We start from the raw sequence: 23041 nt of genomic DNA on the forward strand, positions 1-23041 counted from the left end.
AACTCTAGTATACAAGTAAATGGGGGATGGGACTATTTTTTAGATTATTTAGAGTGGGATAGAAGTGGTGGAACAGTTTATTAGGAGTGATTATGCTAGTGATTGCAGAAGAGGTGGTGTGTTGCGTAAAAGACTGTGTTCAGGATAAGGACATTGTTGCGGTTTGTACACACCAGATAGACTGCTTGAAATATATCCACGGTAATCCAAATTATATTCACGGATAAGTGTATTAATTTCACGCATAACCACAATAATTTCACGTATAAAATAATTTAAACGATTTTCGACACATATCGCCATAGTACATACTCAAGTTTCTTATGTGAGACCCACCGCTAAACTTCCACTTTGCACATGTAACCAAGCTGTGACGACGCTAAGCAGCTCACGACCATCGCTAACCTCTCCAACACCAACTAATTCTACAAAAAAAGAACCTACAACAAGTAGATTCTTCACTGTCGCGCGTTATTTATGTACAGGATAAACCGATGCAACCGCATGTACGGGCAATGTGATCTGAAAGGAGGTGCCTTCGTTCAGTTTGCTGTCAACTTGAATCGATCCTCCGTGGTTTTGAATGATTTTAAAGCAAATCATGAGCCCAAGGCCCGTCCCGTTAAACTTTGTCGTATAGAACGGCTCGCCGATTCTTTTTTGTTGCTCGTCCGTCATACCGACCCCGTTATCTTTTACAGAAAGAACGACGTGTCCATCAATAGAAGTGGAGGCGAGCGTGATCTCACCACCGTCAGGCAGAGCTTCCATCGCGTTCTTGATCATGTTGATGATCACTTGGGTCAGCTGATTCTTCTCACCATACAGAAGCGGCATGTCTTCCTCCTTCTGAAAGGAGATGATCACGTTCCGCAAATTTGCTTCAGGTTGCATCAAATCGATGATGTTCTGGATACTTTCTACGATATTGAACCAGCTGAAATAGACAGCGTGTGGCTTCGCAAGGACCATCAGTTCACTTACGATAAAATTAATGCGATTGATCTCAGTCAGAATGATGTCTTTGAAAAATGTATTCTTCTCCTGATCAGATTCGTTAATGAGCTGAACGAGCCCTGCAATGGATGTGAGTGGATTGCGAATCTCATGAGCGATTCCCGCGGCCAAATCACCAATCAAGGAAACCTTCTCAGACTTCAATAAAATTTCCTCAGTTTTCTTTTTCTCCGTCACATCGTATTGGATTGAGATGTGCTGATAGGCAACGCCTTCCGGATCTAGAAAAGGAACGATCGTCGTATCCACCCAATAGAGTGAGCCGTCTTTCGCTTTGTTGCAGATTTCGCCGTTCCATACGCGCCCTGCTTTAATCTCTTGTTGAATATGCTGAACGAAACTCTCTGTATGAACCCCAGAATAGAAGATCTTGCCGTGATCTTGTCCGATGAGCTCTTCCCGGGTATATTGCGTTAACTCGCAAAAATGGTCGTTTACTTGAATGATGCGATCGTCCTTGTCTGTGACGGAGAAAATCGTTCCTTCAAATAGAGCGGTTCGAATGTTATTTAACTCGAGAATGGAGATATCCAGATTTCGATTCGTATGTTGAAGTGCTTTTTTCGTGTTATGCATGAAGGTCGTATAATGTGTAACGATTGAACGAGCGGCTGAATCAATCAGCAAGTTCAAACGATTTGCCGCATAGATAGCGCGATCAGCTTTCGAGCCATGTGTTTCAAATTCTTTTTCTAAAAATGCTGAGACGATAACGCGGGATTCGAAGATAAAATGAAGCGCATAATCGAGCGGAATCTCCATGTCAGAAGAGCGCTGGCCAAATGCGTCAGCCCATTTCTTAATCTTCTCTTCAGCGGTTTGAACATTTTCTGATAAACCTTCACCTAAGTATTGAAAAAGAATGTCCATCCAGTGAGAGACTTTGGTTTTGTAGATCGAAAAGTCAGTCTCCAAGTTCTTGATCGGCTTTAGTTTGTCTACAAGTTGTTTGCTGTTTTCTTTTATCTTCGTTCCTATATCCCTACAACTTTCCATGAGGTTTGCCTCCTGTAACAGTTTCCGATTTATCTGATGAAACCTTCGACATTACGACAAACATCCCTTCTATGGAAGATAAGGAATGATGAAACTTTTATAAGTAGTTCTGTTGGTGTCCGTGAAAGTTGTTGCTCTCCGTTTCAGGTGCTCGCTTTCCACGGGCGTGCGGTGAGCCTCTTGTCTAGTTACAGTGACTAGCCCCTCGAGGTCAAAAGTTAAACAGTCAAGAAGGCAAAGTGCGCCTTCATAGCCCATTCAACTTTTGCTTGTCGGGGCTGAACGAGTCACTTCCACTTTTCGGACTGCCGCTATGCGCCATTAGGAGTCTCCACCTGACCGCTCGTCCCGTAGGAGTCTCGCACCCTACACCAATCAATGATGTCTAAAAGCGACAATAATTATAGAAGAAATTAAAATTAGGAAAAGTAAACAAAAAAAGACACTCGATCTAATGATCAAGTGTTGCTGCAGCTTATTACATCGCTTCTAAAATACTCTCCATATAGGTTTCGGTAAACACCTGAAAGCATAGATCGAGCATCTGATTTATCTCTTGAATGATAAATACCACTTCTTTTACGCTTGTTTCTTCTTGTTCTGCTAGACGTTCAATCACTTGAAGAATCTCACTGCGAATAAATAGTGTTGATTGCATCGCAACATCCAATGATTGACCGTATTCGAGCGCATAGCGAGCGGTTTGTACAGACCATACTTTCAGTCCATCTTCTCTTGCGGACGGTGACAGCACGAGTGAGCTGCCTAAGAGTTGGACTAATTTCATAATATAATCGGTTGACGACTGACGATCAAACAGCTGTTTATCTTTTATTGGGTATTTCTTAAACCGTAGTGTGAGTATCTGCTCAGCCAACGCAGGTGCATCATCTATGAGTGCTTTGGCTAACGTATGTTGAATCTGATTCAAGATGTTAACCTCCTAATTTAAAAGATATATGTATTGAAATGTTAAAACGACAAATCTTTACCTTTAGTATTACTTAATCTAATAGGCTTGTCACGAACAATCGAGCTATTTTAGACCAAAATTTACAAAGAGGCAGCTATAATCAGCTGCCCTCTGTTTCTGGTTGTTTTTCTTTTATAAAGAATGAGATCACAAGTCCGATCAAGGATAATACGGATACGACGATAAACGCCATATTTGCACCATACATATCAGGGTGTGTGATTTCAGGACGCGCTTCCGCCGTTTCAGCGGTAGTTGTCATGACTGTGACTAAAATGGCAGTACCAACTGATGCTGCGATCATTTTCATCGTATTGTCCATCGCTGCTCCGTGTGGAATCAAACGCTTCGGAAGTCGGTTGAGTCCAGCCGTTGCAACAGGCATCATGACCATCGCAAGGCCTAACATCCTAACACCGTACATCACGGTTAAAAATGTGAACGATGTGGCTGGACTTAGAGTGGCAAACGCAAAGGATGATCCAGTGATGATCGTTAACCCGATGATTGCAAGCCAGCGCGCACCGAACTTATCGAAAAGTCTCCCTGTGATCGGTGATAATAGCCCCGTGATGAGCGCTCCTGGTAAGAGTGCAAGACCCGCTTCAAACGCTGTAAAGTCTCTCATGTTCTGCATGAATAGCGGTATGATTGTCTCCGCGCCGATCAGACCTAAGAATGTAATCATTCCGATGATGATCGTAAGTGGGAAGATAGAGTTTGCGAACACCCTGAACTCGAGCATCGGATGTGCTAAACGCAGTTGTCGTGTGATGAATAAAACAAGAGCCACAACACCGATTGCGAGCCAAATCAGCGTGCTTGGTGCAGTCCAGCCTAGATTTCCTGCACACGTGAATCCATATAGCAATCCTCCAAAACCGAACGATGACAGAATGATGGATGTAACATCTACTTTTGTTTTCGATGTTTCCGTAACATTTTTTAAAGCGAAAAAGGCTACGATTATATCAATGATAGCAATAGGCAAGATAATGAAAAAAAGTATCCGCCAAGAGTAATGTGATGTTACCCAGCCTGAAAGAGCAGGGCCGATTGCTGGTGCGAATGAGATAACGAGCCCGACTAACCCCATCGCTGATCCGCGTTTGTTCACGGGGAAGATCATCAAAAACACCGTCTGCATGAGTGGCAGCATAACCCCAGCTCCACTTGATTGGATGACTCTGCCGAGTAAGAGTGTCTCAAAGTTTGGCGCCAGTCCTGCAACGAGCGTTCCTGCAGCGAACACACTCATCGCCGAAATAAATAGCTGCCGCGTGGTGAACCGTTCGAGCAAAAACGCACTGACCGGAATCATGATCCCGTTTACGAGCATGAACACGGTCGTCAGCCATTGAGCGCTGTTCGCCGTGATGTTCATCTCTTTCATGATCGGCGGTATCGCAGTGATCATGAGTGTTTGGTTTAATATCGCAATAAATGTCCCCGCCAGTAGCAAGGCCACGATCGTCGATTGTTTAACATTTTGTACAGTTTCCATAGCCGTTCCATCCCATCTAACATTTTATGATGTGTACAGCTTACAGGATTTTCAACGGAAATGACATAATGATGCTTTTAAAAATCACTCACAACATGCATTAATGAGAAACGTGCGGATGATCAGAATCGCATTTATTTTATTGATCATCGTATTGAATGTGTACCTAAAATAAAAAACACTCATTTATACCTGGGTAGTAGGATGGCTGTTTTGGACGGGATGATACAGGATTAAACAATTCATACTATTCAAATGATTTCGTCGTTATTCTACAATAAGGAACAAAAGGAGTGGTTTCGTGAAGATATCATTTGGAAGAAGCATTGGAATGACGTGCGCTTTGTTGCTCGGAGTCGTTATTTTTGAAAATGGTGAAACAGCAGAAGCAAAGAATCAGACAAGCTGTTTTGATCCGAATGTAGTTTTAACAGCAGAAGAGCAAAGAATTGAGGATGGCAGACCGATTCCGCAACAGCTATTGAAGGAAAGTGAATTTAACTCATACGTGGTTCATTTTAAAAAAGATCTATGTTCAGCAAGAACTCCAGAGAAAGCTGAAAAAGTGATACAGAAGCACGGAACAGCTCTATGGAAAACAGCCGTTGACCGCGCTCAGGGAAAGAGACACGATCTAGGTGAGCTTGATTCCTACGATGACCGACCGCTATACTGGGCAAGATTACATATGACGAGTGCTCTCAGACAATGGGATCCTGCGTTTAACGTGACGAAAGAACAACGCGAAAAGTTAATGAAATCATTAGAATACACATCAAGAGGCATTACGACCATTAATTATCCGAAAAGCAAAAAAGTGAAGCGGATCCTTGTGAGTGGATTCGATCCGTATCGCCTTGAACAAGAATTTAGAAGAACCAACCCTTCAGGTGCAAGCGGTCTACAGCTCGATGGACGATGGGTGTGGACAGGTGATGGACTAGCCGTCATTCAAGCGGCGAATTTTCCTGTTCGATGGGATGATTTTGAAGAAGGAATCGTTGAGAATACGTTTGGTCCATTTTTGAACCAAGGCTCGAAACAAGTGGATCTAATCATGACCATCAGTCAAGGCGGGCCGCGTAAGATGGCGATCGAAGGATATGCCGGACGCTATCATACGGGAGCTGACAACAAGCTCGAAGAACGAGCGGAAGTTACACCACCTGTAGCTCATTGGCCGATGCCAAAGCCACTTCCGGAGTTTATTGAAACAACTCTTCCGTATGAAGAGATGATTGCGGCAAAAACGGGACCGTGGCCGGTTTTCCGAAATGATAAAGTATGTGAATGGCTGCCGCCAAACTTTGAAGACCAGGCAGTTTGTAATGAAGATGGACCAACTCCAGGCTCTAAAGCGAAAGAGGGTGGAGGCGGAAGCTATCTGTCTAACGAAAGCATGTACCGCTCGAATCGCGTTCGCTTAGGTCTTGGTGCGACCGACATTCCAGGTGGACATCTGCATATAGCAGCACAAGAATTTTACCCAGAAGACAAATCCGTATACATCACAGAGGAGTTCAAGGAGTTTCGACGAAATACAGTGGACCAAACAGTCGATCTCGTTGAAGCTGCAGCTCGAGCGGTAGAATAGATCGAGGAAAAATGTCTCTCATGCTTATGAGGGGCATTTTTTTGTTGCATACACTTGATTGATGCTGGCAAGAGGGTAAGAAGAGGACCCATAGAAAGGTGAGGAAGACTCATAGAATTATAAAGAAGACCCATATAAAGTATGCTGAGACTCATAGACAGGTTGTGTTGACCCATAAATTGATGTTTATAGAGTTTAGAAAGCTTTAGGCCAGCTTACACCTTAAAAAATTTCACCCTATGATTTTTTACAAAAAAGTGATCTAATTTGACTGCTTTTAGCGTATATATTATATTGCTGTATTTATGGACTGGCTTTAACAAAAGAGGTGTTGCAACATGAATATCGTTAAAGTTTTACACCAACTAGGTGACCGATTTCTCAAATTAAGGGTGTACGATTTATCGGCACAGATGGCCTATTATTTTTTAATGTCGGTCTTTCCATTTTTGCTCGTCATCTATTCATTGCTGACATATTTACCACTAAGAGAAGAAAATATTTTAGAGCTAGTCCAGCCGTATGCGCCAGAGAGCACATACAATCTGATTGATAAGACGTTATCCTATACCGTTATGAGACAGGAAGGAAACCTCTTGTCGTTTAGTTTGATCATTACATTGTGGCTATCATCAATGGGCTTTCAAAGCATGAAGCGTATCATGAATGATGCGTATCAAGTTCGAAATGAAGAAAACATGTTAAAACAGATTTTAGAAAGTCTGTTGCTAACTGTTGGGTTCATGATCGCTGTCCTGTTCTCCGTATTTGTTCCGTTGTTTGAGAAAATACTGCGCGTGTATTTGGAAGGCATCTTTTCAAACCTAGCTTTTCAAAAGCTATGGATCATTATCCAGTGGGGAATAGGAACTGTGTTTCTGCTATTGTTTTTTATCATGCTCTATTCCTTTGCCCCGAGCATCAAGCTTGGATTCCGTAAAGTACTTCCGGGGGCATTTCTTGCGACGATCGTCTGGCAGCTCGTTTCGATGGGATTCGCAACGTACGTGAGTGGAAGCAACTATTCCGCGCTGTACGGTCAAGTTGCAGGTCTCGTCGTTCTGATGCTTTGGTTCTACCTGTCTGCGATGATCATCATCCTAGGGGGATTGCTGAATACCGTGGTGTATCCGGCGGGCGGAAAGTGAATAGAGGCTGATCCTAGAACAGGATCAGTCTTTTTTGTTGGTGATGTTTGGAAAGAGTGGGATCAGAGGTGGATTTTTTTTCATGTTTTACGCACATTTTTCTTATTTGAACACACATTTCGACATATAGTTCACTCCTTTCGACATGACTTACGCACACAGTTCTTCATTCAACACTCAAGGGCGGGTATCCTACTACGTAAAACATGCCCTTTTCCGAAGAAGACGCGCCTTACAAACATTGGTTTTAGAAAAAACTTTCAGAATGATTATGTTTTTGAAATTTTATTAGGTGTGTAAACAAACAAATAAGTTTTATACTATAATGGTAACCATCGAGATGTTTAAAAAAGCAGGTGAATGACATGAATAAAACGATCAAGGATATAGCGAAGCTCGCAGGCGTTGCCAAAAGTACTGTTTCTCGTTATCTGAACGGGGGCAATGTTAGTGAAACAACGAAAGCGAAAATTCGAAAAGTAATCGAAGAAAACAATTATGAACCGAACTCATTTGCTCAAAGCTTAAAAGCGAAGAAAACAAATTTTATTGGTGTGATCGCTCCTACGTTGGATTCGTATGTAACATCTACGGTATTGATGGCGATTGATGAAGAGCTACGCAAGCGTGAATATACGACGCTCATCATCAGTACGAGCAAGCATGTAGATCGAGAAATCGAAAGCCTAATCAATCTGTCACGCCAAAAAGTGGACGGCATCATCCTTATTTCTACGGGTATAACTGATAAGCATTACCAGACCATTCAGTCCATTCGTATTCCGGTACTCGTTGTTGCGCAGGAAGTGGATGAGTTTAACTGCATCATAAATGACGATTATGAAGCAGGTTTTGCAATGGGACAATATATGGCAACACAAGGCCATCGATCTATTGTCTATCTTGGCGTAACCGAAAGTGATGTAGCCGTTGGGAAGAAGCGTAAGCAGGGCGTTTTGGATGGACTTCTACAAGCAGGGATTACAGACGTGCAAACATACATTTCACAGTTCGATCTACATAACGCTTCTGAAGTTACAAAAAAAGCACTTGAAACTTCAACACCTACAGCCATTATTTGTGCAACAGATACGATCGCATTTGGAGCGATGAAGACGATATCGAAACTCGGAAAAAAAATCCCGGATGATTATTCACTGGCTGGTTTTGGAGGATATAACATTTCGGAAGTCATTCATCCAACACTAACGACGATTCGTTTTAAAAATGAACAGACGGGTATCCAAGCTGCAAAAACAATAATCAACATGACAGAAGGTGTAGAAGTTCAGAAACTGCAGGTTTCCGGATTTCATTTTATTGAAGGGGAAAGTGTAAAGAAAATATAAGCTGATAACGTTTTCAGAAAAGGGTTGCAAAATGTTATCAGCTATTTTATTATAGGTTTGTGGAACCGGTTCCCATAAGGGTTATACTCTTAATGGAAACAACGGAATTTTTTTATCATGAATTGGAACCGGTTCCATAAATGTTTCTAGGGGAGGAACAAACGATGGCTGATTCAAATATAAAATCAAAATACCTGCCTACCGTTAAGGAAATGATCACGTTGATAGGCGGAAAAGAAAATATTCAAGGCGCAGCTCATTGTGCGACAAGACTGCGACTTGTACTTAAAGATAACTCGCTGGCTGACACGAAGGCTATCGGTGAACTTGACCATGTGAAGGGATCGTTTGTAGCTGGCGATCAGCTCCAGATTATCATTGGAGCAGGAACGGTCAATGACGTGTATGCCGTATTTACAGAGGAAGCTGGCATTTCTGGAATGTCACTTGCCGATGTAAAAGAACAGTCTGCTCAAAAACAAAATGCGTTCCAAAGAGGAATTAAAGCATTGTCTGATGTATTCGTAGAAATTATTCCTGGTTTGCTTGCGGCTGCACTCTTAATGGGTGTTACAGGACTACTAAGCCAAAAAGGAATCTTTGGTCCGAAATCAGTTGTAGAGATGTACCCGGCAATCGAAGGGTTTAACCGTTTCATTTCAATCATGTCTACTGGTATTTTCACGATCTTACCGCTACTCGTTGTTTATTCAGCAACAAAACGGTTCGGTGGGAATCCTGTACTCGGTCTTGTCCTTGGAGCGATCATGCTTCACCCGGATCTTGCCAATGCCTATGCAGTTGGAAATGGGACAGTCAAACCGGAAGTAATCAGCTTACTTGGTTTAAAAGTGTCTCTTGTTGCTTTTCAAGGCGGTATTATCATCGCCTTGATGATGGGATTTGTTATTGCGAAGCTGGATAAATTCTTCAGCCGAAAAGTACCTGATATGATCAAACTTTTCTTGGCACCGTTCTTAACGATTGTTGTATCAGGATTTCTACTGTTTTCAGCGGTGGGTCCATTAGGCCGCTTGCTGTCAGACGGGATTACAAACGGGCTGATGTGGTCTGTTGATAATCTTGGTATTGTAGGATTCATGTTGTTTGCAGGCGTTCAGCAGATCATCGTGATCACAGGTCTTCATCACGTCATTGGAGCTGTTGAGGCTCAATTGATCGCGGATACAGGCTCGAATTTCATTATGCCATTAATGTCTGTTGCGTTGATGGGTCAGGGTGGAGCTGTTCTTGGTTACACGTTAGCCATGTGGAAAAGTGAAAAAGCGAGACAAATCGGTGTTTCTGCATTTGGATCAACGTTGTTTGGAATCTCAGAGCCAGCTCTGTTCGGAGTAAACGTTAAATACAAGTTTCCTCTGATCATGGGAAGTATCGGTGGTGCAATCGGCGGTGCGTACGTCTACTTATCAGGAATCAAAGCTCTTGGTTTTGGCGCAACGGCTATACCTGGATTTGCGATCATCGCTGCAAAAGATAGTGGACACCTTCACTATGTAGCGGCAAATCTGTTGGCACTCGCAGTCGGAGCGGTTTTAACGATCATTTATTTAAAAGTAAGAAAACCAAACATGGACTAATCTCAAGGATGAGAGGGAGAAATTCCTCTCATCGCTATTTTTAAGCAGGAGAGGACTCATTATGGCAAAATATATGGAACCAAAATATAGAACGATCTTGGAAGCAAAAGAAAATGAATTGGACAACTTGAAAAGGATGTCGGCTGACTCCCGATGGAAGCCAGCTTATCATATACACCCGCAGTTCGGATTGATTAACGACCCGAACGGTCTCGCGTATTTTAATGGCGAGTTTCATGTGTTTTACCAGTGGTATCCGTTCGATGCCATGCACGGCATGAAGCACTGGGCGTATGTGAAATCGAGTGATCTCGTGAACTGGGAAAGGGAGCCGGTAGCACTTGTTCCGGTAGAGGATTATGAATCACATGGTGCCTATTCAGGTGCTTCTCTTGAAGTAGATGGAAAGCTGTACATGTACTACACAGGCAACATCAAATATAGTGCCGAAGAGAGATCTGCTAACCAGTGCTTAGCGATCATGGAGCAAGACGGGACGATTACGAAATATGCTCACAACCCTGTGATCGAAGGTGTTCCAGAAGGATATACGGGACATGTTCGGGATCCGAAGGTCTTTGAAAAAGACGGACTTTATTACATGTTGTTAGGTGCACAGCGCACGGACCAGACAGGTGCCCTCATTGTCTATGAATCTGAAAATGCAGTGGATTGGCGTTTTAAAGGTGAATTGAAGCTAGCATTAGATCTGCCGAATTCTGTGTATATGCTAGAGTGTCCTGATTACTTCGAAGTTAGCGGGAAAGATGTACTCATTGTCTCTCCGCAAGGCTTAGATGTTGATGGGCACAACTATCATAATCTATATAATGTGATTTCTGTTATCGGAAAGTTAGATCTTGAGAGACTTACGTTCGAGGTAGAAACATATCACGAACTGGATAAAGGTTTCGACTTTTACGCACCACAATCGTTCGCAGGAAAAAATAATGAACGTCTTCTATTCGCATGGGCTGGAATGGGTGAGGTCGAGTACCCAACAGATAAGGAAAAATGGGCGCATTGCCTTTCAATCCCACGTGAGCTTGAGGTGGTAGGTGGAAAGCTTCTCCAAAAACCAGCTGATGAGTTAAAACAGTTAAGGGTACAATCGGAATCCTCTGAGTTGGTGATTGCGGAGGGAGCTGTTGAGCTACAGAATACGTCAAGTCAATACGAGTTGGAGCTTGAACTTAACAATATTGAAACAAACCATTTTGGCGTAGAATTGTTTTCATCTGAAACGGAAGGCCTAGTCGTGGCGTTTGATCGAAAAAAACAAATCGTCTCGTTGAACCGTGAAAAATTTGATGCAGCATTTGGCGGCGATTTCGGTTATGTGCGAAGTTCAGAGGTTGGGATTGGTGATTCAGTTAAGGTCCACGTGTTTGTGGATCACAGCATAGCAGAAATTTTTATCAATGATGGCGAAGTTGTGTTTACGACAAGAGTGTTTCCTAAAAAGGAATCCAAAGGAATCAAAGTGTTTAGTGATGATAAGTTGAGGGGTAGCTATACGAAGCACGAGCTATCTCAAGGAATCACGGTTTAAGGTAAGGGTGGGAGTATGTCAAAACTTTTTTCAATCGGTGAAGTACTAATCGATTTTATTCCAGAACAAAAAGGTGTGGCCTTAAAAGATGTCGTTTCGTTCGAACGTGCTCCTGGTGGGGCTCCGGCCAATGTTGCAGCTGCAGTTGCGAAATTTGGACACGAAGCATCGATGATAACGAAACTTGGTCACGATGCGTTTGGTGATTTTCTTATCGAACAGCTGACGAATGCAGGGGTAGAGACGGATAAGATCTCTCGCACGAAAGAAGCGAATACAGGACTTGCTTTTGTTTCATTAAAAGAAAACGGTGAGCGCGATTTCTCCTTTTACCGAAAACCTTCTGCTGATCTGCTTCTGAGTAGAGAAGAGATCGACGAGAAGTGGTTTATTGAAGGAGACATCCTTCATTTCTGCTCCGTGGACCTAGTTGAAAGTCCAATGAAAGAGGCGCATCGGACAGCGGTTCAGTTTGTGAAGATAAAAGGCGGGCTTGTGAGCTTTGACCCGAACGTGAGACTTCCTCTATGGGAGAGTCCAGCAGATTGCCGGAATGCGATTCATGAGTTTTTACCGCACGCACATATTGTGAAAGTGTCCGATGAAGAGCTGGAATTCATCACAGGCATCCATGATGTTGATGAAGCCATTCAATCCTTGTTTGTAGGTGATGTGCAAGCAGTTGTGTATACGAAGGGTGCAGCAGGAGCTGACCTCTTCGTACCAGACACAAAGTGGCAATCATCAGGGTACAAGGTAGAAGTACAGGATACAACGGGTGCAGGTGACGCGTTTATCGGTGGATTTTTGTTCAAACTGCTAGAGGCAAAAGCTACAAGTGAGAATTTAGTAAACTTAGTCCAAGAGCACCATGAAGAAATCTTGCAGTTTGCGAATGCAAGCGGTGCATTAACGGCAAGTGGAAAAGGTGCGATCTCGGCACTGCCAAATAAGAAACAAGTGATGGAACTAATGGGTAAGAGTTGATCAGGGTGAAAGGCGGTCTTGAAAGTAGATTATACTTTTGACCGCCTTTTTCCATGAGATAGAAAGTGTGCGTTTTCATGGTACGCGTTTTTATTTTTGTTACACATTCGCATATTTTTTCATTTTTTTCCGCACAAATATTATCCTGTTGCGCACACTTCGACACCCACTTCGCACTTTTCGACATCATTTACGCACACGAAGTTTTACATTTCGCACAAAAGCTTTGCTTCCTAGCTATTCACTACTAATTAAACACAAAAAAAGAATCTACCGAAGTAGATTCTCTCCTCATTCAACGATTTTCTTACAAAACACCATACTTTTCATCACGAACATCGGTAATGAACATATGACCGGGGGCATGCGTGATCATGATCTCAGGTTTTACATGCATCGCGACGGCTTGAGGGGTTACCCCGCATGCCCAAAACACAGGAACCTCACCGTCATGGATTTGAACAGGGTCACCGAAATCTGGCTGATATAAATCTTGCACACCGATCGCTTCTGGATTACCGATATGAACTGGAGCTCCGTGAACAGAAGGGAAGCGGCTTGTTACTTGAACCGCTCGAACGACATCTTTTTCAGGAATTGGGCGCATGCTCACGACCATCGGACCTTCAAATCGTCCGGCTTTCACGCACTCGATGTTTGTTTTAAACATCGGAACGTTACAGCCGCGCTCGATGTGACGAACAGGAATGCCGTTATTCATCAGTGCATGTTCGAACGTAAAGCTACAACCGAGCAGAAAGCCGACCATGTCTTCATTCCATAGCGAAGTAATATCAGTACATTCTTCAACGAGCTCGCCATGACGATAAACGTTATACTTCGGTATGTCGACGCGTAGATCGGCATCAGGTGCAACAAGTGCAGGAACAGCAGAACCTGGCTCAGTTACATCAAGCACCGGACAAGGCTTCGGATTTCGCTGACAGAACAGGAGGAACTCAAACGCCAGATCTTTCGGCAACACTACAAGATTTCCTTGTGTAAAGCCGTTTGCGAGTCCGCTTGTCGGCTTCCTCCACTCACCGCGGCTTATCAGTTCACGAGCTTCGACAGGATTTAAACGGTCTAGTGCGTTCATAATAAGCTCCCCTTTTTATGGTAGTATTTATGCGAAAAGTTTTGGAACTTCTGTGTACATCGTGTAAACACTCATCGCGGCCATCATCAGAACGATCACGACGCCAAAGACCGTCATCCATATCGGATGTTTGTAGTCTCCGACAATCTTAGGTTTGTACGCAGCAATCAGCATCACACCGAGTGATATCGGTAAAATAAGACCGTTTAAAGCACCTACTAGAATTAGAATCGCAACTGGCTTTCCAACGAGTGCGAAGACAATGGTTGAAATGGCGATAAAGCCGATGATGATCCATTTATGATATTTTTCGAGTGTAGCATTCAACGTACGGATAAAGGAAACGGATGTGTACGCTGCACCAACAACAGACGTGATGGCAGCTGCCCACATAACGACACCGAACATTTTATAACCAATGTTTCCGGCAGCTAATTGGAATACAGAAGCAGGAGGGTTTTTAGGATCAAGTGCAAGTCCTTGAGACACGACTCCAAGTGCCGCTAAAAATAAGAAAATACGCATGATAGATGCGATTCCTATTGCCGAGATCGAACCTTTTGTTACTTCACCTAAGTTTTCTTTTCCTTTAATACCTGCATCAAGCAACCTATGTGCTCCGGCAAACGTGATATATCCACCAACTGTTCCACCGACTAATGTGACGATGGCTAAAATATCAATCGTGTCAGGTGCGAACGTTTTTACAACCGCTTCTCCAACAGGAGGCTGAGCTGTGAACATCACATATACAGTCAATGCGATCATGACGAAACCAGCAACTTGTGTGAAACGGTCCATCGCTTTTCCGGCTTCGCGTACAACGAATACTAAGATAGCAACGACACCACTAAGTATTGCTCCCATTGTAGGAGAGACGCCGAACAATACGTTTAAACCAAGACCAGCACCAGCTATATTTCCGATGTTAAATGCAAGTCCTCCAATAACAATCAATACTGCTAGGAATATACCTAAGCCCGGAAGTACAGCGTTCGCAATATCTTGTGCTCTTTTTTCAGAGACAGCGATAATTCGCCATACGTTCATCTGTGCGCCTATATCAATAATGATGGATGTTAAAATAACAAAACCAAAACTTGCAGCGAGAATGGACGTGAAGTGTGTGGTTTGTGTTAAAAACCCTGGTCCTATCGCTGATGTCGCCATCAAGAACGCAGCTCCTAAAAGGATACTAGCTTTTGACTCTTTCTTCATAACGTACCTCCTAAATTACTTCGATTCTTGTCGTATTTTAAGTGCGATTCCTTGTTTTAATTGATGCAATTTCTTTTCGCGATCTAAGTAGAGTTGTTGGGCCACTTCTTGTGAAACTTCGACGAACTGTACTTTATCTCCAGGCTTCAGCTGCGCCATGATAGATAGATCGACGGTTGCGATCTGCCCGATCTTTGGGTATCCACCAGTAGTCTGGCGGTCAGCGAGCAGTACAATCGGATTGCCTTCTGACGGAACTTGAATCGTACCGAAGCTCACCGCTTCAGAAAGCATCTCTTGTTTCTCTTCGAGAGCAAGCTCAGGTCCTTTTAAACGATACCCCATCCGATCTGACTGTGATGTCACTTCAAAGTGGTCGGTAAAAAGCTTCATCTGGCTTTCTGTTGTAAACCAGTCATACTGTCTGCCCTTCATGACGCGAACTTGCGGTTTGGAAGCAGAAGAGCCAATAAAATCAGACGAGATCGTCCATTGCATCTCCACTAATTTATTCTCTCCAAGCTGTGCCGCTAAAACTTTTGCTATTTTTCCGGAAAGTTCACTCGGCTTCCCAATAGAAAGCTCATCTTCATTCTGCAGAGCTTTTCCATTATGTCCGCCGATTCCCGCTCGTAAATATGTAGATTTACTGTTCATTACTTCAGGCACATCAAAACCGCCTGCAACAGCTAAATAAGCACGACAGCCTGTTTTACAGCCGCCGAATTTTAACTTGCTGCCAGCAGACACCAGCACTGAGCGCCATAACTTCACGGGCTTCCCGTCAATGGAAGGGGACAAATTTCCGCCGCAGATTGCAATCAGCGTGTCATCATGAAACTCCATATCAGGTCCCAGCAGTGTAAGCTCTAATGTCGCTTCATTCTCATCATTTCCAACTAAAGAATTTGCTATCCGATGTGCAGTCGTGTCCATAACACCACTCGTGATCACACCATATTTTTGAAATCCGTAACGGCCTAGATCTTGAACACTCGTTAGGAGGCCAGGCTTTGAAATCTTAATCATCTCGCATCCTCCTCATATTTTTGAAACTCTTCTTCTGAGATCGGTACAAATTTGATCTGGTCACCGGCTTGAAGAAGGGAAGGCGTTTCACCTTCAGGGGTAAAGAGTTTTTCCGGTGTTTTGCCGATGAGCTGCCATCCGCCTGGCGTTTCAATCGGATACACCCCTGTCTGTTTACCAGCGATTCCAACAGAACCGGCTGGAATCTTCAGTCTCGGATTACTTCGTCTCGGTGCTGCGATTTTTTCACTCATGCCGCCGATATACGGAAAGCCAGGAGCGAATCCGATCATATAAACGGTGTATTCACCATTCGAATGGATATTAATCACTTCGTCAACACTGAGTCCGTTGTGATTTGCGACTTCCTCTAAATCTGGACCAAACTCACCGCCATAACAGACGGGAATCTCCAAGACACGAGGTTCAGCGTCACCATCAATCTCTAACTTTTCTAAAAGCGGTTCCAAAAATGCGCATACTTCATCATAAGGAAGTGTCGTTGTCTTGATCTTCAAAGGATCATAAAAAACAGCCACAGTCGTAAAACCAGGAACGGTTTCAATCACCCAATCAAATTTATTCTCTTCAAAGAAAGAGGAGACTTTTTTGACTTTTTGCTGGATTTCATGGCTCATGTCTTGTCCGAGTTCAATGATCATGCTGTTATCGCCAAGTGGCTCAATGGTATATTTCATCATCAGATCTCCTGTCTTTTTATGTAAAATTAATCAGAATATTTGTATATTTATAAAGGTCTAGTATATCTGAATATGGAGCAAAATCAAACCTACATTCTTAGATTCCCGATAGTAATAATTTCTAGTCCGATTTTTTTATCGTATCAGGTGGTTTATCTTTAAACAAACGTTTAGAATGGGAGGGACTATACCCATGTGGGGAGATGTGAAAAGCGTGTATAATGAACCTATTTTTCTAAAACCTGTATTCAAGGACCGAATCTGGGGAGGTACAAAGCTTCGTGATGAGTTCGGTTATGAAATACCAACAGAAACAACAGGAGAGTGCTGGGGAATTTCCGCCCATGCGCACGGACCGAGTGAAGTAGTGAACGGACCATTAAAAGGAGAGACTTTGAATTCAGTGTGGGATAAGCATCGAGAACTTTTTGCTGACCAACAGGGTGAAGACTTTCCGTTGCTTGTAAAAATCTTAGACGCAAAGACCGACCTGTCCGTTCAAGTGCACCCTGATGATTCGTATGCACGCGAAGTGGAAGGCGAGGCGTTCGGTAAAACAGAATGCTGGTACGTGATCGATTGTGAGCCAGGAGCAGAGCTGGTTTATGGACATCATGCGGGTTCCAAGCTTCAGTTTGAAGAGATGGTAAATGAGAACCGCTGGGACGAGCTGCTTCGCAAAGTGGTGATCAAGCCAGGTGACTTCGTCTATGTACCGAACGGAACGATCCACGCGATCGGTGCAGGCACGATGATTCTTGAAACGCAGCAAAGCTCAGATGTTACGTATCGAGTGTATGATTACGACCGCCGTGATGATGAGGGGAACTTACGTGAACTTCACATCGAAAAATCCATTGATGTTGCAATGATTCCACATGAAGACGCTGACTTTGAACCGGTGTTGTCTGGAAACGATGATCTGAGAATCAAAAAACTGGTGAAGGAGAGCTATTTTACCGTTTATCATTGGAATCTGGCTGGAGAAGTTGCAGAGGTGGAAAATCCATCTTATTTGCTCGTAAGTGTTCTAGATGGTGAAGGTGAACTGCAGGTAGAAGGTGGAACGACATCTACGTTTAGCAAAGGTGATCATTTTATCGTCCCTTCAACAATAAAAAGCTTCGGAATGAACGGTGATGCACGGTTTATCGTGTCACATCCAAGTATATAGAGAAGATGAAGCAACCGGAATGTTGGAATTCCGGTTGTTTTTTGTTTCGTATCAGGATTGACTGAGGGCTTGTGAGTGAAACGGAGGCTAATTGGAGTGAAACGCTGTGCCGTTGGAGCGAAACCAGAGGTCGACTGAGCGAAAAGCATAATGTTTGGAGTGAAACCCTGCAATGTTTGAGCGAACGTGTAACAAATAAAATAACACGTACCGTAAAACAGTAAGAATACAGAACATCACATTTGTAATAGATCATCTAAAAGATAAATTTTATGTTTTCCTGATTGGGAGGTTGGAAGTTCCATTGAATTTAGCAGGTGTTTGACGATATGACGTGAGGGGGTTTGAAAAAAATCACAGCATTCACTATTGGTAATAGAGGGTCTCAACAAAAAAGCAAATTCTCTTAAAGCTTCAATGTGGGCAAGTTTGTCATAATGCCCGCATTTTAGACAAAACCACTTTCTCCTCGATCTAATCATAGGCAGTTTAAGGCATTCTGTACATGCAACCCCTTTTAACAAGTCGACTTCAGTAATTGAAAACTGTTTAAAATAGTTTTGATTCGGTTCGCTATGGTGTTTAAGTAAAAGACGTGATAGTTTCTTAACGTCTTTTTTAGAAATCGCTTCTTTCTTTCGAGTGTTCTGATAGCTATGAAACTTTGCAAGTACATTCGCACTATGAGTAACCACATTTGAAATATCTTTATGTTGGGTAATGCTTTTAACACGTGTGTTGGGGTTACTTACGACGACAAGTGATTCGATGGGAATATAGGGGAATTTTTGCTGTTGGAGCCATTCTCTCAATAAATGAGTTTGTCGATAAACTTGTGAGATCGGGTCAGGAAAAACTTCCTCTTTGTCTTTGTATATTCGTATGAGTTGGTGAAATTCTTGGTCAAAGATCAATGTGCCAGACATGTTTTTTACTTCGACTATGAGAAAAAAGGTACGCGTTAAGATGAGGATATCGATTTGAAAGTAGTTTGTCCCAAAAGGCAGGCGAAGATCATGGAAAATGTAAGTTTCGTCTTTTGGAAGTAACTCCATGTGATAGTCGAGGGATTTTTCACCATTATAACCGGTCACACTTTTAATTAAATCAACTTCGATTTCATTCCGAACAGGATGGTGGAGTGGGAATCTCTTCAAAATCAACTTTAGTTTTCTAATTTTTATAGACTCTGAAGCTTCTTTTATTATCATTGCATCTCTCCTTTTTAGTTTTGAGCATTATTTCTACATTACTAGACAAAATCCTTCACCTTCAAAAAATATTCTGTGGTTTTTATATTAGAAAAATACGAGTCTGGGTGAAACAGTGAGCTTTCTGAGCGAAATTAGTTACCGTTTGAGCGAAAACGATGTTTCAATGAGCGAAAAGAAACGCAGTTGGAGTGAAACGAAGTCGGATTTGAGCGAACGTGTAACAAATAAAATAACACGTACCGTAAATGCACTTGTGAGCTATCAAATTGCATGCACAATAAAAATTTCTTTGTTTTCAATCTGGAAATATGCTATTTTAGTAGCGTTAAGAAAATTATTACCATTATTATAATGTATTTGACTATTATTTTCATAAATTACGAAATGGCAGGTAAATCATATGTTAAAACAAATCAAAAAAGGTCTAGTCGTATCATGCCAAGCACTAGAAAATGAACCGCTACATAGCTCTTTTATCATGTCCAAACTCGCTCTTGCAGCAAAAGAGGGTGGAGCATCTGGTATTCGCGCGAACTCCAAAGAAGACATACTCGCGATCAAACAAGAAGTGGATCTGCCGGTTATCGGAATCGTGAAAAGAGATTATGATGACAGCGAAATCTATATCACCGCAACAAAAATAGAAATAGATGAATTAATCGAGAGCGGCTGTGAAATGATTGCAATAGATGCGACACTCAGAGAAAGACCGAAAGCGCTCACTCTAGAGGAACTCGTTTCATACGCTCGAGAGAAGAATTCGAACGTGCAGCTCATGGCTGACATCTCTTCCGTAAAAGAAGCCAAGAATGCTGAGGAACTAGGTTTTGACTGTGTTTCTACGACTCTTTATGGCTACACGGAGGAATCTAAGAAACACAAACTGTATGAAAATGATTTTCAATTTTTAAAAGAGGTACTAAAAGAAGTATCTATCCCAGTGATTGCAGAAGGGAACATCATGACGCCTAAGATGGTGAGGGAAGTACTTGAAATCGGTGCTTATTCTGTTGTTGTAGGTGGTGCGATTACGCGTCCGCAGCAGATCACAGCTCGTTTTGTTGCTCAAATTCCTAAATAAAAAGGATGTTTATCAATGGCTTCATTACTCAAAGAAATACAAAGCGTTTTTTCCACGCTATCTGATAAGGAAAAGAAAATAGCGAATTACATTTTGACCAATCCTGAAAAAGCTTCGCGAAGCCATATTCAGGAGCTTGCCGATATAACTGGCGTTTCGATCAGCTCGATCACCCGATTTGCGAAAAAGGTGTCATGCCGGAATTTTGTAGAGATGAAAGTGCGGCTTGCTGGGGGTTCTGAATCCAAGGAAGAAGAGGGGATCGAACAGCAGCTTTCCTCCTCTTATCGAGATATGCTGACAGATGTCCAGGACCTGGGAGACAGAGATCAACTTCAGAAAGTCTTAGCTCACATGACAAAAGCAAAGCGGATCTTTATATATGGACTTGGGAGTTCTGGTTTAGCGGCACAAGAATTAAACTACCGTTTAAGCAGAATGGGTTTTGTATGTGAATCGATTACTGATCCACACTTAATGGTTATTCGTAGCACACTCATGCAAAAAGGCGATGTAATCCTTGCCTTCTCTCGTTCTGGACAAACTGTAGATCTACTTCAGTCCATTTCCAAAGGGAAAGAAAAAGGTGCTGTTGTGATCGCTTTTACGGCTTTCGGGGAAACGCCACTCACCAAGCTTTCTGATGTAATTTTGTGGACGGTTCACCCGCTTCGAAATCATCACCTATTAACAGGATTAGATTTAAGTACATTGTATTTAATAGACAGGATCAGTCTTTATTTTTTATCAGATAGCAAACGAGAAGAAAAATATTTGGAAACGGTAGAAGCAATCAAATCACGGGAAAGATAGAGTACTCCCCACACTTTAATGGAGGCAGTGTAATGGTTAGAAAAAAAATCATCTTAAAGAATGCAACGATCTACGGCGAGACCCAAACCATGCATAGAGGCTCAATCACCATACAAAATGGAAAAATAATAGATTTGAGTAACTCATTTCCAGGTGACGATCAAACAGAGGTTATCGAACTTCCTGAAACTTATCACATCGTTCCTGGAATGATTGATGTTCATATTCATGGAGCTGCAGGCGCAGATACAATGGACGCTACCTTTGATGCGCTGCAAACCATTGCAAGCGCACTGCCTCAAGAAGGCACGACTAGCTTTCTCGCAACAACGATGACGCAAGAGCAGAACAAAATTGAAAAAGCGCTTGAAAACGCAGGATTATTTATTGAAGCTGGGCAAGTGGAAGGAACAGCTGAAACGCTCGGCATTCATCTTGAAGGACCATTTATTTCTGAAAAAAGAGCGGGCGCACAGCCAGTTGGTGCGATCATCAAGCCAGATTTAGACCTTTTTAAACAGTGGCAAGAATTAGCTTCGGGGCACATTAAGCTCGTTACGATCGCGCCTGAAATAGAAGGAAGTCTTGAAGTCATCTCCTATCTGCAAGAACAAAATATCGTTGCGTCGATCGGACATTCTGATGCGACATATGAAGAGGTGGTTATCGGAATGAAGGCAGGCGCCTCTCATGTGACCCACCTTTATAACGGGATGCGCGGACTTCACCATCGCGAGCCCGGTGTTGTCGGAGCGGCACTTTTACACGATGAACTGACGACTGAACTGATTGCGGACGGGATCCATGTTCGACCGGAACTCATCTCTTTAACATACAAACAAAAAGGAAATGAGAGAGTCGTGCTAGTGACAGATGCGATGCGGGCAAAGTGTCTCGGAGATGGACAGTACGATCTTGGCGGCCAGGAGGTAACTGTTCAAAATGAGACAGCAACTCTAAAAGATGGAACACTCGCTGGCAGTATTATCAAGATGAACAAAGCGGTGAAGAACATGATGGAATTTACCGGCTGTTCAATTTCTGACATCATTCATATGACTTCTGTTAACCCTGCAAAGGAACTGAACGTTTTTGACCGTAAAGGGAGTCTAACGCCAGGAAAAGATGCCGACATTGTTGTACTAGACGAAGACTATGAAGTGGTGATGACTTTTTGTAAAGGAAATCTCGCTTACCGGAGGGGTGATGAAGCATGAAAGTCTTAGAAGTAAAAGATTATTATGAGATGAGCTCTATTGCAGCGAAAATCATTATTGAAAAAGTTCAATCTAAGCCAGATGCAAAACTAGGGCTTGCCACAGGCGGAACACCGATCGGACTTTATAAGGACTTGATCCAAGATTACAGGAGTAACGGTACCTCTTATGAGAGAGTGTGCACCTACAATTTGGATGAGTATGTTGGAATAGATCCAGAAGACTCCAATAGTTATCGTTATTTCATGGAGGAACATTTATTTGCTCATATTAATGTACCTGAATCTCAAATCCATATCCCTGATGGAACAGCAGAGGAATTGGAAGCTGAATGCGAACGGTATGATGTCGAGCTGAACAGAGGAGAGGGTGTAGACATCCAGATCCTTGGTATCGGAAGCAACGGTCATATCGGATTTAATGAACCTGGCACATCTTTTACTTCACACACCCATATCGTTCAGCTTGCTGAAACAACACGTAAAGCAAATGCACGGTTTTTTCAACGTTTAGAAGATGTGCCAACACATGCTATTACAATGGGGATCGCATCCATCTTAAAGGCTAAGCAGATTATTCTTCTGGTATCAGGCGTTGATAAAGCTGAAGTGATGAAGCAATTGTTAACTACAGATGAAGTCGATGAGGAGTTGCCAGCATCTGCGTTAAAAAATCATCATAACGTAACGATTCTTGCAGATGAAGAGGCACTTTCGCTAATAAAAAAAGAAGATTTAAAACATAAGTAAAAAGACCCTTTTTTAACAGGGTCTT

Annotated in this window: 21 protein-coding genes; 12 read left to right on the plus strand and 9 right to left on the minus strand. The window is 42.6% G+C overall.

The window, feature by feature from the left end:
• Positions 1 to 90: 90 nt before the first annotated feature.
• The 4 genes from ACOZ9X_RS00295 to ACOZ9X_RS00310 all read right to left on the minus strand — a co-directional run bounded on the left by ACOZ9X_RS00295 (position 91) and on the right by ACOZ9X_RS00310 (position 4490).
• Entirely contained in the window at positions 91 to 303 is a 213-nt protein-coding gene (locus ACOZ9X_RS00295; RefSeq protein ID WP_423416524.1) for a hypothetical protein, read from the minus strand.
• A gap of 168 nt (positions 304 to 471) precedes the next feature.
• The gene (locus ACOZ9X_RS00300; protein ID WP_423416525.1) at positions 472 to 2013 is read right to left on the minus strand and encodes an ATP-binding protein; all 1542 of its coding nucleotides are present in this window, start codon (positions 2011 to 2013) and stop codon (positions 472 to 474) included.
• Between the two features lie 478 nt (positions 2014 to 2491).
• Positions 2492 to 2944 carry a hypothetical protein gene (locus ACOZ9X_RS00305; protein WP_423416526.1) on the minus strand — a complete coding sequence of 151 codons (453 nt, stop codon included), beginning with the start codon at positions 2942 to 2944 and terminating at the stop codon, positions 2492 to 2494.
• Between the two features lie 142 nt (positions 2945 to 3086).
• Entirely contained in the window at positions 3087 to 4490 is a 1404-nt protein-coding gene (locus ACOZ9X_RS00310) for a DHA2 family efflux MFS transporter permease subunit (protein ID WP_423416527.1), read from the minus strand.
• Positions 4491 to 4791: 301 nt separating this feature from the next.
• Here ACOZ9X_RS00310 and ACOZ9X_RS00315 point away from each other — a divergent pair, with 301 nt between their 5' ends.
• From ACOZ9X_RS00315 to ACOZ9X_RS00340, 6 genes are all read left to right on the plus strand, one after another.
• Entirely contained in the window at positions 4792 to 6084 is a 1293-nt protein-coding gene (locus ACOZ9X_RS00315; RefSeq protein WP_423416528.1) for a hypothetical protein, read from the plus strand.
• 338 nt (positions 6085 to 6422) lie between these two features.
• Positions 6423 to 7232, plus strand: coding sequence for a YihY/virulence factor BrkB family protein (locus ACOZ9X_RS00320; RefSeq protein WP_423416529.1), 810 nt, complete (start codon positions 6423 to 6425; stop codon positions 7230 to 7232).
• Positions 7233 to 7588: 356 nt separating this feature from the next.
• A complete protein-coding gene (locus ACOZ9X_RS00325; protein WP_423416530.1) occupies positions 7589 to 8581 on the plus strand; it encodes a LacI family DNA-binding transcriptional regulator in 993 nt (330 codons plus the stop codon).
• Between the two features lie 164 nt (positions 8582 to 8745).
• Positions 8746 to 10182 (plus strand): PTS transporter subunit EIIC, encoded by a 1437-nt coding sequence (locus ACOZ9X_RS00330; protein ID WP_423416531.1) that lies wholly within the window; start codon positions 8746 to 8748, stop codon positions 10180 to 10182.
• A gap of 61 nt (positions 10183 to 10243) precedes the next feature.
• Positions 10244 to 11734 (plus strand): glycoside hydrolase family 32 protein, encoded by a 1491-nt coding sequence (locus ACOZ9X_RS00335; protein ID WP_423416532.1) that lies wholly within the window; start codon positions 10244 to 10246, stop codon positions 11732 to 11734.
• A 15-nt stretch (positions 11735 to 11749) separates the two neighbouring features.
• Positions 11750 to 12721 carry a carbohydrate kinase family protein gene (locus ACOZ9X_RS00340; RefSeq protein WP_423416533.1) on the plus strand — a complete coding sequence of 324 codons (972 nt, stop codon included), beginning with the start codon at positions 11750 to 11752 and terminating at the stop codon, positions 12719 to 12721.
• A 307-nt stretch (positions 12722 to 13028) separates the two neighbouring features.
• On the opposite strand, the gene ACOZ9X_RS00345 is transcribed toward ACOZ9X_RS00340, so the two are convergent.
• The 4 genes from ACOZ9X_RS00345 to pxpB are packed head-to-tail and all read right to left on the minus strand — an operon-like array spanning position 13029 to position 16765.
• Positions 13029 to 13820, minus strand: coding sequence for a putative hydro-lyase (locus ACOZ9X_RS00345; protein ID WP_423416534.1), 792 nt, complete (start codon positions 13818 to 13820; stop codon positions 13029 to 13031).
• A gap of 27 nt (positions 13821 to 13847) precedes the next feature.
• Positions 13848 to 15038, minus strand: coding sequence for an NRAMP family divalent metal transporter (locus ACOZ9X_RS00350; RefSeq protein WP_423416535.1), 1191 nt, complete (start codon positions 15036 to 15038; stop codon positions 13848 to 13850).
• Positions 15039 to 15053: 15 nt separating this feature from the next.
• Complete coding sequence (locus ACOZ9X_RS00355) at positions 15054 to 16067, minus strand: biotin-dependent carboxyltransferase family protein (RefSeq protein WP_423416536.1); 1014 nt, start codon at positions 16065 to 16067, stop codon at positions 15054 to 15056.
• Positions 16064 to 16765 (minus strand): 5-oxoprolinase subunit PxpB, encoded by a 702-nt coding sequence (pxpB, locus tag ACOZ9X_RS00360; protein ID WP_423418192.1) that lies wholly within the window; start codon positions 16763 to 16765, stop codon positions 16064 to 16066. The genes ACOZ9X_RS00355 and pxpB overlap by 4 nt, the downstream gene beginning before the upstream one ends.
• A 217-nt stretch (positions 16766 to 16982) precedes the next feature.
• Here pxpB and manA point away from each other — a divergent pair, with 217 nt between their 5' ends.
• A complete protein-coding gene (gene manA / locus ACOZ9X_RS00365; protein ID WP_423418193.1) occupies positions 16983 to 17942 on the plus strand; it encodes a mannose-6-phosphate isomerase, class I in 960 nt (319 codons plus the stop codon).
• 236 nt (positions 17943 to 18178) lie between these two features.
• On the opposite strand, the gene ACOZ9X_RS00370 is transcribed toward manA, so the two are convergent.
• Complete coding sequence (locus tag ACOZ9X_RS00370; RefSeq protein WP_423416537.1) at positions 18179 to 19153, minus strand: nuclease-related domain-containing protein; 975 nt, start codon at positions 19151 to 19153, stop codon at positions 18179 to 18181.
• A gap of 115 nt (positions 19154 to 19268) precedes the next feature.
• Here ACOZ9X_RS00370 and ACOZ9X_RS00375 point away from each other — a divergent pair, with 115 nt between their 5' ends.
• Genes ACOZ9X_RS00375 through nagB form a run of 5 tightly spaced genes read left to right on the plus strand, consistent with a single transcriptional unit; the run spans position 19269 to position 23016 of the window.
• Positions 19269 to 19508, plus strand: coding sequence for a hypothetical protein (locus tag ACOZ9X_RS00375; protein ID WP_423416538.1), 240 nt, complete (start codon positions 19269 to 19271; stop codon positions 19506 to 19508).
• A gap of 48 nt (positions 19509 to 19556) precedes the next feature.
• Complete coding sequence (locus ACOZ9X_RS00380) at positions 19557 to 20237, plus strand: N-acetylmannosamine-6-phosphate 2-epimerase (RefSeq protein WP_423416539.1); 681 nt, start codon at positions 19557 to 19559, stop codon at positions 20235 to 20237.
• A 15-nt stretch (positions 20238 to 20252) separates the two neighbouring features.
• Positions 20253 to 21050, plus strand: coding sequence for a MurR/RpiR family transcriptional regulator (locus ACOZ9X_RS00385; RefSeq protein ID WP_423416540.1), 798 nt, complete (start codon positions 20253 to 20255; stop codon positions 21048 to 21050).
• A 32-nt stretch (positions 21051 to 21082) separates the two neighbouring features.
• Positions 21083 to 22267, plus strand: coding sequence for an N-acetylglucosamine-6-phosphate deacetylase (gene nagA, locus ACOZ9X_RS00390; protein WP_423416541.1), 1185 nt, complete (start codon positions 21083 to 21085; stop codon positions 22265 to 22267).
• Complete coding sequence (gene nagB, locus ACOZ9X_RS00395; RefSeq protein ID WP_423416542.1) at positions 22264 to 23016, plus strand: glucosamine-6-phosphate deaminase; 753 nt, start codon at positions 22264 to 22266, stop codon at positions 23014 to 23016. Before nagA ends, nagB begins: the two co-directional genes overlap by 4 nt.
• Positions 23017 to 23041 lie beyond the last annotated feature (25 nt).

The sequence above is a fragment of the Fictibacillus nanhaiensis genome (genome assembly GCF_049537595.1).
GTDB classification, from domain to species: Bacteria; Bacillota; Bacilli; order Bacillales; family Fictibacillaceae; genus Fictibacillus; species Fictibacillus nanhaiensis_F.

Bases quoted from the DNA above. Each gene is read 5' to 3' on its own strand.
- ACOZ9X_RS00295 (WP_423416524.1), bottom strand. From the start codon at position 303: ATGGCGATATGTGTCGAAAATCGTTTAAATTATTTTATACGTGAAATT.
- ACOZ9X_RS00300 (WP_423416525.1), bottom strand. From the start codon at position 2,013: ATGGAAAGTTGTAGGGATATAGGAACGAAGATAAAAGAAAACAGCAAA.
- ACOZ9X_RS00310 (WP_423416527.1), bottom strand. From the start codon at position 4,490: ATGGAAACTGTACAAAATGTTAAACAATCGACGATCGTGGCCTTGCTA.
- ACOZ9X_RS00320 (WP_423416529.1), top strand. From the start codon at position 6,423: ATGAATATCGTTAAAGTTTTACACCAACTAGGTGACCGATTTCTCAAA.
- ACOZ9X_RS00330 (WP_423416531.1), top strand. From the start codon at position 8,746: ATGGCTGATTCAAATATAAAATCAAAATACCTGCCTACCGTTAAGGAA.
- ACOZ9X_RS00335 (WP_423416532.1), top strand. From the start codon at position 10,244: ATGGCAAAATATATGGAACCAAAATATAGAACGATCTTGGAAGCAAAA.
- ACOZ9X_RS00340 (WP_423416533.1), top strand. From the start codon at position 11,750: ATGTCAAAACTTTTTTCAATCGGTGAAGTACTAATCGATTTTATTCCA.
- ACOZ9X_RS00345 (WP_423416534.1), bottom strand. From the start codon at position 13,820: ATGAACGCACTAGACCGTTTAAATCCTGTCGAAGCTCGTGAACTGATA.
- ACOZ9X_RS00350 (WP_423416535.1), bottom strand. From the start codon at position 15,038: ATGAAGAAAGAGTCAAAAGCTAGTATCCTTTTAGGAGCTGCGTTCTTG.
- ACOZ9X_RS00355 (WP_423416536.1), bottom strand. From the start codon at position 16,067: ATGATTAAGATTTCAAAGCCTGGCCTCCTAACGAGTGTTCAAGATCTA.
- pxpB (WP_423418192.1), bottom strand. From the start codon at position 16,765: ATGAAATATACCATTGAGCCACTTGGCGATAACAGCATGATCATTGAA.
- ACOZ9X_RS00370 (WP_423416537.1), bottom strand. From the start codon at position 19,153: ATGATAATAAAAGAAGCTTCAGAGTCTATAAAAATTAGAAAACTAAAG.
- ACOZ9X_RS00380 (WP_423416539.1), top strand. From the start codon at position 19,557: ATGTTAAAACAAATCAAAAAAGGTCTAGTCGTATCATGCCAAGCACTA.
- ACOZ9X_RS00385 (WP_423416540.1), top strand. From the start codon at position 20,253: ATGGCTTCATTACTCAAAGAAATACAAAGCGTTTTTTCCACGCTATCT.
- nagA (WP_423416541.1), top strand. From the start codon at position 21,083: ATGGTTAGAAAAAAAATCATCTTAAAGAATGCAACGATCTACGGCGAG.
- nagB (WP_423416542.1), top strand. From the start codon at position 22,264: ATGAAAGTCTTAGAAGTAAAAGATTATTATGAGATGAGCTCTATTGCA.